We start from the raw sequence: 13,411 nt of genomic DNA on the forward strand, positions 1-13,411 counted from the left end.
TGCCGGTGGCGGAAAGAGCCGGCGATTATACGGGGCGCCCCCGTCGCGGCCGTGCTGCAGCCGCACGTCAGCCAGCCGCCGTTGCCCTGCGCCGGGCCGGCGGGTTGGCTAGACTTGGCCCCCCGTCACGATCCACAGGACCACCATGCGCCATTCGTTACTGGCCGCGACGCTGCTGGGCGTCTTCTTCAGTTGCAGTGCGCCGGTGGCGAGGGCGGGCGAGGGCATGTGGGTGCCGCAGCAGTTGCCGGACATTGCGCCGGCGCTGCGCAAGGCGGGATTGAAGCTCGATCCGAACCGGCTGGCAGACCTGACCGGCGACCCCTTGGGCGCCGTGGTCTCGCTGGGCGGCTGCACCGCGAGCTTCGTGTCGCCGCAGGGTCTGGTGCTGACCAACCACCACTGCGCGTACGGCGCGATCCAGCTGAATTCGACCCCCGAGAACAACCTCATGCGCGACGGCTTCAATGCCGCGGCACTCGGCGACGAGATTTCCGCCGGCCCGAACGCGCGCATCTATGCCCTCGACAGCATCCAGGACGTCACCGCCGAAGTCCGCGCCGCGATCGACGCCGCGCCTGATGGTCTGGGCCGCACGACCGCGCTCGACACGATCGAGAAAACCCTTGTCGCGCGCTGCGAAGCAACGCCGGGCTACCGCTGCCGCCTGTACAGCTTCCTCGGCGGCAACAGCTACAGGCTGTTCCGCAATCTCGAGATCCGCGACGTGCGCCTGGTCTACGCACCGGCGGGCGGCATCGGCAGCTTCGGCGGCGACGTCGACAACTGGATGTGGCCGCGCCACACCGGTGATTTCGCGTTCTACCGCGCGTATGTCGGCCGCGACGGTCGCCCGGCGGAATACGCCGAGGACAACATCCCCTATATCCCGCAGCGCTTCCTGCGCCTGGCCGACAAGCCGCTGCGCGAGAACGATTTCGTCATGGTCGCCGGCTATCCGGGCCGTACGAGCCGCTACGCGTTCGCCGACGAGTTCTCCGAAACCGTCGCCTGGCGCTACCCGCAGATCGGCCGCCATTACCGCGCGCTGATCGATCTGGTCGAGGCGCGCGGCAAGGAAGATCCTGAAATCGACGTGCGCTATGCGAGCGCGGTGCGCGGCTGGCAGAACACGCTGAAGAACTACGAGGGCCAGCTGCAGGGCTTCGAGCGCATCGGCGCGCTGGCGCACAAGCAGTCCGAGGAAGCCGCGGTGCTCGAGTGGCTGCGCAGTCGTGGCGATGACGGCGGGGCTGCGCTCGATGCGCACGCGAAGATCGTCGCGCTGGAAGCGCAATCCAAGGCCACGCGCGAGCGCGATCTGGTGCTGTCGCTGCTGGACAACAGCGGCCTGCTGTCGACGGCCAACCGTCTGTACAGGCTGTCGATGGAGAAGGAAAAGCCCGACGCGATGCGCGAGCAGGGCTTCCAGGCGCGCGATCTGCCGGCGATCGAAGGCAGCCTGAAACAGATGGACCGCCGCTTCGTGCCGGCGATGGATCGCGAGCTCACGCGCTATGCGCTGCTGCAGTACATCCAGCTGCCGCCCGAGCAGCGCATCAAAGCGATCGACACCTGGCTGGGCGGCAACGACGCGGCCGCGATCGACCGGGCGTTGGATCGTCTGCAGCGCAGCACGCTGGGCAACAGCGATGAACGTCTGAAGTGGTTCGCTGCCGATCGCCACGAGTTCCTACGCAGCCGCGATCCGGCGCTGATGTATGCCGCGGCGGTGACGCCGGAACTGCTGCAGATCGAACTTGCGTCCAAGGCCCGCGCCGGCGATCTGCTGCAGTTGCGTCCGACCTACCTGCAGGCTGTCGCCGATTACCGCGGCGGTCGCAAGGAGGCTGTGTACCCCGACGCCAACTCGTCGCTGCGCATTACCTTCGGCAACGTCATGGGTTACACCAATCTCGCGGGCGCGCAGCAGACGCCGTTTACACGTCTGGAAGAAATTCCGCCCAAGGCCACGGGCGCCGAGCCGTTCGATGCGCCCAAGGCGCAGCTCGATGCGATCGCCGCGCGTCGCGATGGCGGCCTGGCCGATCGTCGCCTGCGCAGCGTGCCGGTCAACTTCCTGTCCGATCTCGACGTCACCGGCGGCAATTCCGGCTCGCCGGTGCTCGATGCGGATGGTCGCCTGACCGGTCTGCTGTTCGACATGACCTGGGAAGCGGTGGTGTCTAACTGGGTGTTCGACCCGGCGATGACGCGGACGATCTCGGTCGACCAGCGCTACATCCGCTGGGTCATGCAGGAAGTCGATCCCGCGCCGCGTCTGCTGCAGGAAATGGGCGCCGCCCCGCGCTAGGCCTGTAGGAGCGCGTTCGCGCGCGATGGGGCTTTACTGGGATGCCCTTCGCGCGCAAGCGCGCTCCTATAAAGGGGTTCCTTTAGACTGTCGAGCCCTTCGCAAGGAACCCGCACGATGAGAATCCTGCTCGCCCGACACGGCGAAACGCCGTGGAACGCCGAAGGCCGGTATCAGGGGCAGGAGGACATCGCGCTGTCGGACGTCGGTGAGCGCCAGGCGTCGCTGCTCGGCCAGCGCCTGGCCGATGTGCGGATCGATCGCGCCGTCGCCTCGCCGCTGTCGCGCGCCGACCGCACCGCGCGTCTCGCACTTGGCGCGACGCGCGAATCGATGCTGCGGACCGACGCCGGCCTGGCCGAAATCGCCCACGGCACCTGGGAAGGTCTGCTGGCCAGCGAGATCCGCGAACGTGATCCCGAGCGCTTGGCCGCGTGGCGCGATGCGCCCGATACCGTGCAGATGCCCGGTGGCGAATCGCTGCAGCAGGTGTTCGACCGCGCCTGGCCGGCGTTCGCGCGTGCTGTCGACGGCCTCGGCCCGGATGACACCGCGCTGATCGTCGCCCACGACGCGGTCAACCGCGTGATCCTGTGCCGCGTGCTCGGCATTCCGTTCTCGAAGCTGTGGACGTTTCGCCAGGCCCCGACCACGTTGAACCTGCTCGAAGGGCCGGACGTCGATCACCTTGATGTCGTGCGCCTCAACGATTGCGCGCATCACACTGCGTTCTTCGGTGAGGCGGTGCATCGGGCGCTGTAGACGGAACAGATACGACAGCCACCGTGCCCACCTGGCGAAGTCTGTGGTTCGGCACCGAGGCGCCGACACCGAGACATGTCGGCGCGCTGGTCGCCGTGCTCACAGTGTGTGGCCTGCTGCTGCTTGGACTGTTCATCGACTTCATTCCGCCCGCGGTCTTTCGTGGTCGGCAGGCCGTGATCCTGTTCGGCGTCATCGGTCTGGCTCTGACCGGACTGTTCTATGGCGCGCTGATCCGCACAGGCATCCGCACGGGCGTCTGGCCGTCGGACTGGAAACTCTGGCTGGTGGCGCCCGCCATGCCGGTGTTTCTGGGATGGATCGTCTGGCTCGTTCTCGCCAAGGCGGTGCCATGGGCGATCACGCGCCCATTCGGAAGCGAGCACGAGATGCAGGCGGTCATGCAGACCTCTCATCGCGCCTCGCGACGTTCATGCGACTACCGGTTGAAGGGCGGCCCGCTCGCCGGGACGATGCCGTCGTTCATCTGCATCAGCAGCCGGTATTACCACCGCTATCCAGACCGGACGGTGCGGGTCAGACTTGTGGGGAGATCCACGGTTCTGGGTTTCGCCGTGATCTCCGTCCACCACGTCTCCAGCGCCGAGCATCTCCATGCCGACTGATCTCTCCACATGGCTCGCGCGCATCGAAGCGCGCCACCCCACTGAAATCGAGATGGGCCTCGACCGCGTCGGCGCGGTCTACGCGCGCATGGACTGCGGACGCCCGGCTGCGCAGGTGATCACGATCGCCGGTACCAATGGCAAGGGATCGACGGTCGCCTTCGTCGAGTCGATCGCGCGCGCGGCGGGCTGGCGCGTCGGCGCGTATACCTCGCCGCATCTGCTGGCCTACAACGAACGCGTGCGCATCGACGGGCGTGACGTTGAGGACGCTGCGCTGGTCGAGGCATTCGAGGCGGTCGAGGGCGCGCGCGGTGACACGCCGCTGACCTATTTCGAAACCGGCACGCTGGCCGCCCTGTGGCTGTTCGCGCGTGCCGGGTTGGATCTGGCCGTGCTCGAAGTCGGCCTCGGCGGCCGGCTCGATGCAGTCAATATCGTCGAACCCGATGTCGCGGTGATCACCACCGTCGGGCTCGATCACCAAGACTGGCTGGGCGACGACATCGAAGCGATCGGGCGCGAGAAGGTCGGCATCGCGCGCGCATGGAAGCCGCTCATCGTCGGCGAGACCGATCCGCCGGCAAGCGTGCTGCAGCACGCCTATCGCATCGGCGCGGTCGCGATCCGCGGCGGCAGCGATTTCCTGTATGCGCCGACGGATGCGAGCACGTGGACCTGGCGCGAAGTCGGCTTCGAAGTCGAGCTGCCGATGCCGGCGTTGGCTGCGCCTGTGCAGCTGCGCAATGCGGCGGTCGCGATCGCCGCGATCCGCGCGCTGGACCGCGATGTCGACGATGCCGCGCTCGCGGCCGGAATCGCAAGCGCGACGGTCGCTGGCCGTCTGCAGCGTTTCGAGCGCCAGGGCGTCGAGATCGTCGTGGACGTCGCGCATAACCCGCAGGCGGCGCAGGCGCTGGCCGACTGGCTGGTCGCCGCCCCGGCGGCCGGGCACACGGTCGCGGTGTATGCCGCGCTCGCGGACAAGGACGCGGCGGGCGTGGTCACGGCGCTGGGGGCGTCGATCACCCACTGGCACCTGGCGGGTTCGACCGCGGCCGGCGCGCGTGGCCAGGATGCTGCGGCGCTGCGTGCTCGGGTGTCCGACGCACTGTCGGGCGACGCCAGCGAGCACGTCGATGTCGAAGCTGCGCTCGCCGAAGCGCTCAACCGGGCCGCCGCCGGCGACCGCGTCCTGGTGTTCGGCACGTTCCACGCCGCCGCAGCGGCGCTGCGGGTGTTGCAGGGCAGGCGTTAAGAAGCAGGGCGGTACGGCGCGTATAATTCGCGCGGCACCCGTGTCCGGATCCCGCATGTCGCCTGCATTGAAACAACGCCTGATCGGCGCCGCCGTGCTGATTGCGCTCGCGGTTATTTTCCTGCCGATGCTGATCAAGGGCCCCGCGCCCGCGAGCGGCCTGCCGAACATGTCGCTCGACGTGCCTGACGCGCCTGCGGGGGACTACAAGACCGTCGATCTGCCGCTGATCGCGCCGCCACCGGCGCGCGCAGGCGGCGCGCTGGCGGGTGCGCCGTTGTCGGAATCGGCGTCTGCCGCGCCGGCAGCGACCCGTCCCGATGGCGGTGCCTTGCCGACCGTCGACACCGCGCAGCAGGAGAATCCGCTGCCCGTGACCGTCGCCGGTGGCGGTTATGCCGTGCATTACGCCGCGTTCGCCAGCGAGGCGGATGCCGAGGCGATCCTGCGTCAGCTCGGCGCCTCCGGCCTGCGCGGCTACCGTGAAGCGTTTACGCTCAACGACAAGCCGGCGCAGCGCGTGCGGCTGGGGCCCTATGCCAACCGCGCCGATGCCGAGATCGTCCGCGTGCGCGCGGCGCAGGTCCGTGACGACGTGACGCCGCGTGTGGTCACGCTCGATGCAGGCGCCCGTCCCGACGTGGCACGCCCCGAAACGCCGGCACCAGCTGCCCCGGCAGCGTCGCGCCCGGTGCCTGCGCAGACGCCTGCGACGCCAACCACCGAGCAATTGCCCGAAGAAGCGCCGCCTGCGCGCACGCCGCCGGCGCAGACACCGCCTGCCGCCACGCCTGCGCCGCCGCCGGCCACGCCCGCAGCGGCGGCACCGACGTCTGGCACCGGTTTCATCGTGCAGTTGGGCGCCTTTAGCAACGCGGCCGAAGCCGACCGCCTGCGCGATCGTCTGCGCGGTGCCGGCATCACCGCGTTTACCGATTCGGTCGATACCGACAAGGGCCGCCTGACCCGGGTCAAGGCCGGCCCGGTCGCGACGCGCGGCGAAGCCGACCAGCTCAAGACGCGCGTCCGCAGCGCAGTGGGCGTCGACGGTCTGGTCCGCTCGCACCCCTGACCGGCGCGCGAATACGTCGTCCCACACTTCATACCGGCGCGTCCGCGCGCCTCAAGCAGAACTGGAAATCGAACATGTGCGGGATCGTCGGGATTGTCGGAACCTCTGAAGTCGCAGCCGCGTTGTACGACGGCCTGACGGTGCTGCAGCACCGTGGCCAGGACGCGGCCGGCATCGCCGTGGCCAGCGGCACGGTGATGCGCGTGCACAAGGGCAACGGCCTGGTGCGCGACGTGTTCGACACCAAGGCGATGGACCTGCTGCAGGGTCGCGTGGGCATCGCGCACTGCCGTTATCCCACCGCCGGCAGCGAAGGCCACGACGAGGCGCAGCCGTTCTACGTCAACTCGCCCTACGGCATCGCGCTCGCGCACAACGGCAACCTGGTCAACACCGACCAGCTGCGCCAGCAGGTGTTCGAGACCGACCGCCGCAACGTCAACACCGATTCGGATTCCGAAGTCCTGCTCAACGTGTTCGCGCACGAGCTCGACCGTGAAAAGGCGCTGACCCCCGAGGCCGCGTTCCGCGCCGTCGAAGGCGTCAATCGCCGCGCCAAGGGCGGGTATGCCGTGGTGGCGACGGTGCTGGGCCTGGGTCTGATCGCGTTCCGCGATCCGCATGGCATCCGCCCGCTGGTGCTGGGCAAGCGCGAGACCGCCGAAGGCACCGAATACGCGGTGGCATCGGAATCGGTCGCACTCGACATCCTCGGTTTCGAACACCTGCGCGATGTCGAGCCGGGCGAGGGCATCGTGATCACGCCGCGCGGCGAACTCCACCACCGCCAGTGCGCGCCGCAGCAGCCGCATGCACCGTGCATCTTCGAATACGTGTACTTCGCGCGCCCGGACTCGATGATCGAGAACATCTCGGTGCACAAGGCGCGCATGCGCATGGGCGTGACGCTGGGCGAGAAGATCCTGCGCCTGCGCCCCGACCACGACATCGACACGGTGATCCCGATTCCAGACACCTCGCGCGACGCGGCGCTGGAAATCTCCAACACGCTCGGCGTGAAGTACCGCGAAGGCTTCATCAAGAATCGCTACGTCGGCCGCACCTTCATCATGCCGGGGCAGGGTGAGCGGGCGAAGTCGGTCAAGCGCAAGCTCAATCCGATCCCGCTGGAATTCCGCAACCGCGTGGTGCTGCTGGTCGACGATTCGATCGTGCGCGGCACCACGTCCAAGCAGATCGTGCAGATGGCGCGCGACGCCGGTGCCAAGAAGGTGTATCTCGCATCGGCCGCGCCGCCGGTGCGGCACCCGAACATCTACGGCATCGACATGCCGTCGGTCGACGAGCTGGTCGCGCACAACCGCACGGAAAAAGAGATCGAGGAGTTCCTCGGCTGCGACTGGCTGATCTATCAGGATCTGGCCGATCTCGAAACCGCCGTCGCTGGCCCGAAGTTCCCGGACCGCCGGTTCGACAGTTCCTGCTTCAGCGGCGAATACGTCACCGGCATCGAGGCCGGTTATTTCGAGCGCCTGCAGCAGCTGCGCAGCGACGACGCGAAGAAGAAGCGCCGCGCGTGAATAAGGCGGTGGTCGCGGACGCCGCGGATCTGTTCGCGGCAGCGCGCCACTGCCTGGATGCGCGCGATCCCGATGACAAGATCGCGCTGACCGGCGCCTATGCGCGCCGGTTTAAGGACGGCGCGCTGCCGCTGGACGCGCGCGCGCCTGCGCCGGAACCGATCGGCATGCCGGGGCGCCCCGAGCGCCCGAAGCTCGTGCATCCGCGCGAGCTGCCGCGACGTGGGCTCGGCAGCGAAGAAGGCCGTGCGGCCTTCATCCACGCGATCGCCCATATTGAACTCAACGCGATCGATCTCGGCTGGGACGCGGTCTACCGCTTCCGCGATCTGCCCGCCGATTACTACGCCGACTGGGTGTCGGTGGCCGCCGACGAAGCGCGGCATTTCGTGCTGCTGCGCGATCGTCTGCGCGATCTCGGTTTCGACTACGGTGATTTCGACGCGCACAACGGCCTGTGGGAAATGTGCGAGAAGACCGCGCACGACGGCATGGCGCGCATGGCGCTGGTGCCGCGCGTGCTCGAAGCGCGCGGCTTGGACGTGACGCCCGGGATGATCGTCAAGCTGCGCTCGCTCGGCGATCACGAGACCGTCGGCGTATTCGAAGTGATCCTGCGCGAAGAAGTCGCGCACGTCGCCGCCGGCAGCCGCTGGTTCCGCTGGTTCTGCGAACGCCGCGGCGTGCAACCGGAATCGACGTTCCGCGATCTGCTGTCCGAGTACGCGCGCGCCGTCCTGCACGGCCCGTTCAATATCGACGCTCGCGCGGCGGCTGGCTTCAGCGCAGAAGAGCTCGCGGCTTTGCACGCCATCGCCGAACGCTGACCGCGACGCTTCCCCTGTAGGAGCGCGCTCGCGCGCGAAGGCTTTTCCCGGTGCACCCGATCGCGCGCAAGCGCGCTCCTACGGCGGTGCTGTTCCGATTACGGCTCGCAGCGCCGCTGCGGGATCCAGCGAAGAAAAACCGGCGGCTTTGCGGCAATCGTAGAACGTTAGCGCGTCGTGTAGGAGCGCGCGTGCGCGCGATGACGCTGTTCCGGCAATGCCCATCGCGCGCAAGCGCGCTCCTACAGCCGTGCTGTTGCGATTACGGCTCGCAAGCCAGCGCTGAAAGTTCCAGACGCCCGTCGGCATACGCACGCAACACCGAGCCCTGCTCGAACCAGTCGCCCAGTACGATACGTCGGCAGTCTCGACCGCCAACCTGCAGTTCGTGGATCGCCGGGCGATGCGTATGGCCGTGGATCATCGTGTCGACGCCGTAGCGGCCGAACCAGTCCTCGACCGTGGCCGGCGCTACGTCGGTGACGGTTTCCATCGTGCCGTCGCCGCGCAGCGTGGCGGCACGCGCCTGGCTGGCGTCGCGCGCATGCTGGGCGAACGCGAGTCGCGCGGCCAAGGGCTGCGCCAGCATCTGCGCCTGCCACGCCGGATTGCGTACCTGCGCGCGTACCGCCTGGTACTGGACATCGCCGGTGCACAGCAGATCGCCGTGGGTCAGCAGCACGGGGCGGCCGTAGAGCGTGATCACCGCGGGATCGGGCAGAAGTGACATGCCGGCGCGACGCGCGTAGTCGTGACCGACGAGGAAATCGCGATTGCCGTGCATGAAGGCGACCGGCACGCCGGCGGTCGACAGCGCGGCCAGACGTTCGGCGACCTGGGCACCGGCTTCGGATGGATCGTCGTCGCCGACCCACGACTCGAACAGATCGCCGAGCACGTAGAGCGCATCCGCGCAGCGGGCTTCGCCGTCGAGGAATGCGAGGAACAGCGCGGTGATCTCCGGACGCGCCGGGTCCAGATGCAGGTCGGAGATGAAAAGCGTCGTCATGGCGCCATTGTAATCCGGCCGCCGGGGCCGGCCGGACGCGCCGGTTAGAATGCGCACTGTCCCCACGCCGAGTTCCGCGCATGTCCTGCCGCACCCGTTTCGCCCCCAGTCCCACCGGCTACCTGCACATCGGCGGCGCGCGCACCGCGCTGTACTGCTGGCTAGAGGCGCGGCGTCGCGGCGGCGAGTTCGTGCTGCGCATCGAGGACACCGACCGCGAGCGCAGCACCCAGGCCGCGATCGACGCGATCCTCGAAGCGATGGAGTGGCTGGGCCTGGGCTACGACGAGGGCCCGATTTACCAGACCCACCGGCTGGACCGCTACGCCGAAGTCGCCGAGCAACTGGTCGCGGCCGGCAAGGCGTATTACGCCTACGAGTCGAAGGCCGAACTCGACGCGATGCGCGAGGCCGCGATGGCCGCGGGCGACAAGCCGCGCTACAACGGCGCGTATCGCGAGCGCAACGCGCCGAAGCGCGACGACCCCAACCGCGTCATCCGGCTGAAGAATCCGCTCGACGGCACGGTGGTCTGGGAGGACAAGGTCAAGGGTCGCATCGAGATCGCCAACAGCGAACTCGACGACCTAGTGATCTTCCGCCCAGACGGATACGCGACCTACAACTTCGCGGTCGTCGTCGACGATCTGGACATGGGCATCACCGATGTCGTGCGCGGGGACGACCACGTCAACAACACCCCGCGGCAGATCAACATCTACCGCGCGCTCGGCGCCGACGTGCCGGCGTTCTCGCATCTGCCGATGATCCTCGACGAGCAGGGCGCCAAGCTCTCCAAGCGCACCGGCGCCGCCGATGTCATGCAGTACCGCGACGCCGGCTACCTGCCGCACGCGCTGCTGAACTACCTGGTGCGCCTGGGCTGGTCGCATGGCGATCAGGAGATCTTCTCGATCCCCGAGATGCAGCAGCTGTTCGACCTCAAGGACGTTAACGCCAAGGCCGCGCGTCTGGACATGGCCAAGCTCGGCTGGCTCAACCAGCAGTACCTGAAGTCCGACGACCCGGCCGCGGTCGCCGCGCATCTGGAATGGCATCTCCGCAATGACGGGTACGACCTGTCGGGAGGTCCGGCGCCGGCCGATGTCGTCATCGCGCTACGCGACCGCGTGCAGACGCTCAAGGAAATGTCCGAGCGTGCGGCGGTCTGGTATCGCCCGATCGCGGCCTACGACGAGAAGGCGGTCGCCAAGCACCTGAAGGCCGAAGCCCGCGCACCGCTGACCGATGTCCGCGCGCGCTTCGCCGCGCTGCCGGACTGGAACGTTGACGCGATCGACGCCGCGTTCCGAGCAACCGTCGAGACGCTGGAGCTGGGCATGGGCAAGGTTGCGCAGCCGCTGCGCGTCGCGATCACCGGGACCCAGGTCAGTCCGGACATCGGGCATACGGTGTATCTGGCGGGGCGCGAGGCAGCGCTCGCGCGGATCGATGTGGCGATCGGGATGATTCCGGAGGCCGACCCCGCCTGAGGCCGCGTCGCCATCGGGTCCGCGCGACGGGCGCCCGTCGCCGCGTCCTGGCATCGTGGTCAATAAGCCCCGCTTGCATGGGCTGGAACGATCGTCTTGGCCGATCATCGCCGCGGTCCGGCCGGGCTCACACAGGCGCCGGCGCCTCAGTGCGCGGTTACGATCCGCCGCCTGGCATCCAAGGTGACCACCGTGTCCGCCAGCGTCGGCAAGGACCGCAACGCCTGCCGGCTCACCCGCTCGTAGTGCTGCACGAACCGTGCGACGGCGCTCGCATCCATGCCGCCGCGACCGGGCTGGGCAGCCTGCAACGCCTGTTCCTGCTGCAGGCGCCAGTCGAACACCACGTCAAAACCCGGCGGCTGCAGGAACAGCAGCCGGTCGAGGCCGGCCCACAGGGCCGGGTAGTCGCGGGCGAGGGCGGTGTTGCACCAGCGGCGCCAGGTGCCGGCGGGGTCTTCGTCGCGTTCGAGTGCGTTGACCGGTTCAACGAGCGCGGTCGCGGGCTCGGGCGGGGTGCCGACGCACCAGCCTTCGAACAACAGCAGGTCGAGGCCGTCGACCGTCGGCCAGTCAGTTTCCGGCACGCGGCGGTCGCCGAGTTTGTCGAAGCGCGGCAGACGCATCTGCTTGCCGGTGCGCGCCGCGTCAAATGCGGCCAGACCCAGCGCGATTTCGTGGGTGCCGGGCGGCCCGCGGGTCGCGAGCAGCGGATGCACCTCGCGCGCAAGCGCCTGGCGGGCGTCGCGATCCAGATAGAGATCGTCGAGCGAAAGGACGGCGGCGCGCAGACCGCGTGCTTCGGCGGCATGCATCACCTGCGCGGCCAGGGTGGATTTGCCGGTGCCCTGCAGGCCGCTGATGCCGAGCACCTGCGGCGCGCCACCGGGCTGCAGGTCGGCGAGCAGGGTGTCGACGAGGGCGTCGGGCCAGGGCGAGGACGGTGCGGCGTTCATCGGGGGAACGATAGCGCGGCCTGCGTGTGCTGCGCCGCGGTTCGACATCGCGGCGGGCTGCGGCGATCATCGACGCATGACCACTGCGACCACCACCCTGCTGTCCGAAGCCCTCGACACCTTCGCCACGCTGTTCGACGAGGCGCAGGCCGCCGGCGAACCCGATCGCACCGCGATGACCGTCGCCACCGCCGCGCTCGACGGCCGGCCGTCGGCGCGCACGGTGCTGCTGAAGGCCTGGGACGACCGCGGCTTCGTGTTCTACACGCATCTCGATGGCCGCAAGGGTCGCGAGCTGCAGGAGAATCCACACGCGGCGCTGCTGTTCCACTGGCCGCGGGTGCGCAAGGGCGTGCAGGTGCGGATCGAGGGGCCGGTGGTGATCGTCGCCGACGACGAAGCGGATGCGTATTTCGCCTCCCGGCCGCGCGGCAGCCAGCTGGGCGCATGGGCGTCCAAGCAATCCGAGGAACTCGAGAATCGCGAGGCGTTCGAACAACGACTCGTCGATCTTGAACACGAGTTCGAAGGTCGCGACGTGCCGCGCCCGCCGCGCTGGTCGGGACTGCGCGTGCGGCCCGATCGCGTCGAATTCTGGTACGGCGCCGAATACCGCCTGCACGAGCGCTGGCTCTACGAATGCGACTGCGCCGGCGATTGCCGCAAGCGGATGTTGTATCCGTGACGAGCGGTCCGCGCCGGATCGTCTGCCTGACCGAGGAGCCGACCGAAGTCCTGTACGCGCTCGGTGAGCAGGACCGCATCGTCGGCATCAGCGGCTTCACCGTGCGTCCGCCGCAGGCGCGCAAGGAGAAGCCGAAGGTCAGCGCGTTCACCAGCGCGAAAATCGACGAGATCCTCAAGCTCGAACCGGATTTCGTCGTCGGGTTCTCCGACATCCAGGCCGATATCGCCGCTGAACTCGTGCGCCGTGGCGTCGAGGTGTGGATCAGCAATCACCGCAGCGTCGACGGCATCGTCGACTACGTGCGTCGGCTGGGTGCGCTGGTCGGCTGCGCGGCGCGCGCCGACGCCTACGCGGATGATCTGCGCCGCGGGCTGGATGCGATCGAAACGCAGAGCGCGCGGCTGTCCCGACGCCCGCGCGTGTACTTCGAGGAATGGGACGAACCGATCATCACCGGCATCCGCTGGGTCGCCGAACTGGTGCGCATTGCCGGTGGCGACGACGTGTTCCCGGAACTGTCGATCGAGCCGTTGGCGAAGGCGCGCATCCTCGCCAATGGCGATCCGGTGATCGCCCGCGCGCCCGACATCATTCTCGGCTCGTGGTGTGGCAAGAAATTCCGTCCCGAACGCGTCGCCTCGCGTCCGGGCTGGGATGCGATTCCGGCGGTGCGCGACGGCGAACTGCACGAGATCAAATCGCCGCTGATCCTGCAGCCGGGCCCGGCTGCACTGACCGACGGCGTGGCTGCGATCGCCCACATCGTGCAGGCCTGGGCCCAGCGGCACGACTGAGGCCCGTCCAGCGCGTCGAGGGCAGCATCGCTCCCGTCCCTCGCACCGGCACCCGGAACAGTGGGTTGCGG

Annotated in this window: 12 protein-coding genes; 10 read left to right on the top strand and 2 right to left on the bottom strand. The window is 68.6% G+C overall.

Annotated elements, in window-relative coordinates; all coding sequences use genetic code 11:
* Positions 1 to 226: 226 nt before the first annotated feature.
* The 7 genes from J2X52_RS07500 (at position 227) to J2X52_RS07530 (ending at position 8,400) form a co-directional block, all read left to right on the top strand.
* Positions 227 to 2,314 carry a S46 family peptidase gene (locus J2X52_RS07500; RefSeq protein ID WP_310151223.1) on the top strand — a complete coding sequence of 696 codons (2,088 nt, stop codon included), beginning with the start codon at positions 227 to 229 and terminating at the stop codon, positions 2,312 to 2,314.
* A gap of 117 nt (positions 2,315 to 2,431) precedes the next feature.
* Entirely contained in the window at positions 2,432 to 3,076 is a 645-nt protein-coding gene (locus J2X52_RS07505) for a histidine phosphatase family protein (protein ID WP_310150934.1), read from the top strand.
* Positions 3,077 to 3,099: 23 nt separating this feature from the next.
* Positions 3,100 to 3,702 carry a hypothetical protein gene (locus tag J2X52_RS07510; RefSeq protein ID WP_310150936.1) on the top strand — a complete coding sequence of 201 codons (603 nt, stop codon included), beginning with the start codon at positions 3,100 to 3,102 and terminating at the stop codon, positions 3,700 to 3,702.
* On the top strand, positions 3,692 to 4,960 hold the full coding sequence (gene folC, locus J2X52_RS07515) for a bifunctional tetrahydrofolate synthase/dihydrofolate synthase (RefSeq protein ID WP_310150939.1): 1,269 nt from the start codon (positions 3,692 to 3,694) through the stop codon (positions 4,958 to 4,960). The genes J2X52_RS07510 and folC overlap by 11 nt, the downstream gene beginning before the upstream one ends.
* A gap of 55 nt (positions 4,961 to 5,015) precedes the next feature.
* The gene (locus J2X52_RS07520; protein WP_310150942.1) at positions 5,016 to 6,032 is read left to right on the top strand and encodes an SPOR domain-containing protein; all 1,017 of its coding nucleotides are present in this window, start codon (positions 5,016 to 5,018) and stop codon (positions 6,030 to 6,032) included.
* A gap of 74 nt (positions 6,033 to 6,106) precedes the next feature.
* A complete protein-coding gene (purF, locus tag J2X52_RS07525; protein WP_310150944.1) occupies positions 6,107 to 7,573 on the top strand; it encodes an amidophosphoribosyltransferase in 1,467 nt (488 codons plus the stop codon).
* The gene (locus tag J2X52_RS07530) at positions 7,570 to 8,400 is read left to right on the top strand and encodes a ferritin-like domain-containing protein (RefSeq protein WP_310150946.1); all 831 of its coding nucleotides are present in this window, start codon (positions 7,570 to 7,572) and stop codon (positions 8,398 to 8,400) included. Before purF ends, J2X52_RS07530 begins: the two co-directional genes overlap by 4 nt.
* A 262-nt stretch (positions 8,401 to 8,662) precedes the next feature.
* Here J2X52_RS07530 and lpxH read toward each other — a convergent pair whose 3' ends face one another.
* Positions 8,663 to 9,409 (bottom strand): UDP-2,3-diacylglucosamine diphosphatase, encoded by a 747-nt coding sequence (gene lpxH, locus J2X52_RS07535; protein ID WP_310150949.1) that lies wholly within the window; start codon positions 9,407 to 9,409, stop codon positions 8,663 to 8,665.
* An 80-nt stretch (positions 9,410 to 9,489) separates the two neighbouring features.
* On the opposite strand from lpxH, the gene gltX reads away from it, so the two are divergent.
* Positions 9,490 to 10,902 carry a glutamate--tRNA ligase gene (gene gltX, locus J2X52_RS07540; protein WP_310150952.1) on the top strand — a complete coding sequence of 471 codons (1,413 nt, stop codon included), beginning with the start codon at positions 9,490 to 9,492 and terminating at the stop codon, positions 10,900 to 10,902.
* A gap of 146 nt (positions 10,903 to 11,048) precedes the next feature.
* Here the strand turns inward: gltX and J2X52_RS07545 are convergent, their stop codons facing one another.
* Complete coding sequence (locus tag J2X52_RS07545) at positions 11,049 to 11,858, bottom strand: kinase (RefSeq protein WP_310150955.1); 810 nt, start codon at positions 11,856 to 11,858, stop codon at positions 11,049 to 11,051.
* A 76-nt stretch (positions 11,859 to 11,934) separates the two neighbouring features.
* Between J2X52_RS07545 and pdxH the strand changes: the two genes are divergently transcribed.
* On the top strand, positions 11,935 to 12,543 hold the full coding sequence (gene pdxH / locus J2X52_RS07550) for a pyridoxamine 5'-phosphate oxidase (RefSeq protein WP_310150957.1): 609 nt from the start codon (positions 11,935 to 11,937) through the stop codon (positions 12,541 to 12,543).
* Positions 12,540 to 13,340 carry a cobalamin-binding protein gene (locus tag J2X52_RS07555; RefSeq protein ID WP_310150960.1) on the top strand — a complete coding sequence of 267 codons (801 nt, stop codon included), beginning with the start codon at positions 12,540 to 12,542 and terminating at the stop codon, positions 13,338 to 13,340. The genes pdxH and J2X52_RS07555 overlap by 4 nt, the downstream gene beginning before the upstream one ends.
* Positions 13,341 to 13,411 lie beyond the last annotated feature (71 nt).

Origin of the sequence: Luteimonas sp. 3794 (genome assembly GCF_031456825.1) — a bacterium.
Classification (GTDB): domain Bacteria; phylum Pseudomonadota; class Gammaproteobacteria; order Xanthomonadales; family Xanthomonadaceae; genus Luteimonas.

Coding starts and splice junctions, on each gene's coding strand:
- lpxH (WP_310150949.1), bottom strand. CDS start 9,409: ATGACGACGCTTTTCATCTCCGACCTGCATCTGGACCCGGCGCGTCCG.
- pdxH (WP_310150957.1), top strand. CDS start 11,935: ATGACCACTGCGACCACCACCCTGCTGTCCGAAGCCCTCGACACCTTC.
- folC (WP_310150939.1), top strand. CDS start 3,692: ATGCCGACTGATCTCTCCACATGGCTCGCGCGCATCGAAGCGCGCCAC.
- J2X52_RS07500 (WP_310151223.1), top strand. CDS start 227: ATGTGGGTGCCGCAGCAGTTGCCGGACATTGCGCCGGCGCTGCGCAAG.
- J2X52_RS07505 (WP_310150934.1), top strand. CDS start 2,432: ATGAGAATCCTGCTCGCCCGACACGGCGAAACGCCGTGGAACGCCGAA.
- J2X52_RS07520 (WP_310150942.1), top strand. CDS start 5,016: ATGTCGCCTGCATTGAAACAACGCCTGATCGGCGCCGCCGTGCTGATT.
- J2X52_RS07545 (WP_310150955.1), bottom strand. CDS start 11,858: ATGAACGCCGCACCGTCCTCGCCCTGGCCCGACGCCCTCGTCGACACC.
- gltX (WP_310150952.1), top strand. CDS start 9,490: ATGTCCTGCCGCACCCGTTTCGCCCCCAGTCCCACCGGCTACCTGCAC.
- purF (WP_310150944.1), top strand. CDS start 6,107: ATGTGCGGGATCGTCGGGATTGTCGGAACCTCTGAAGTCGCAGCCGCG.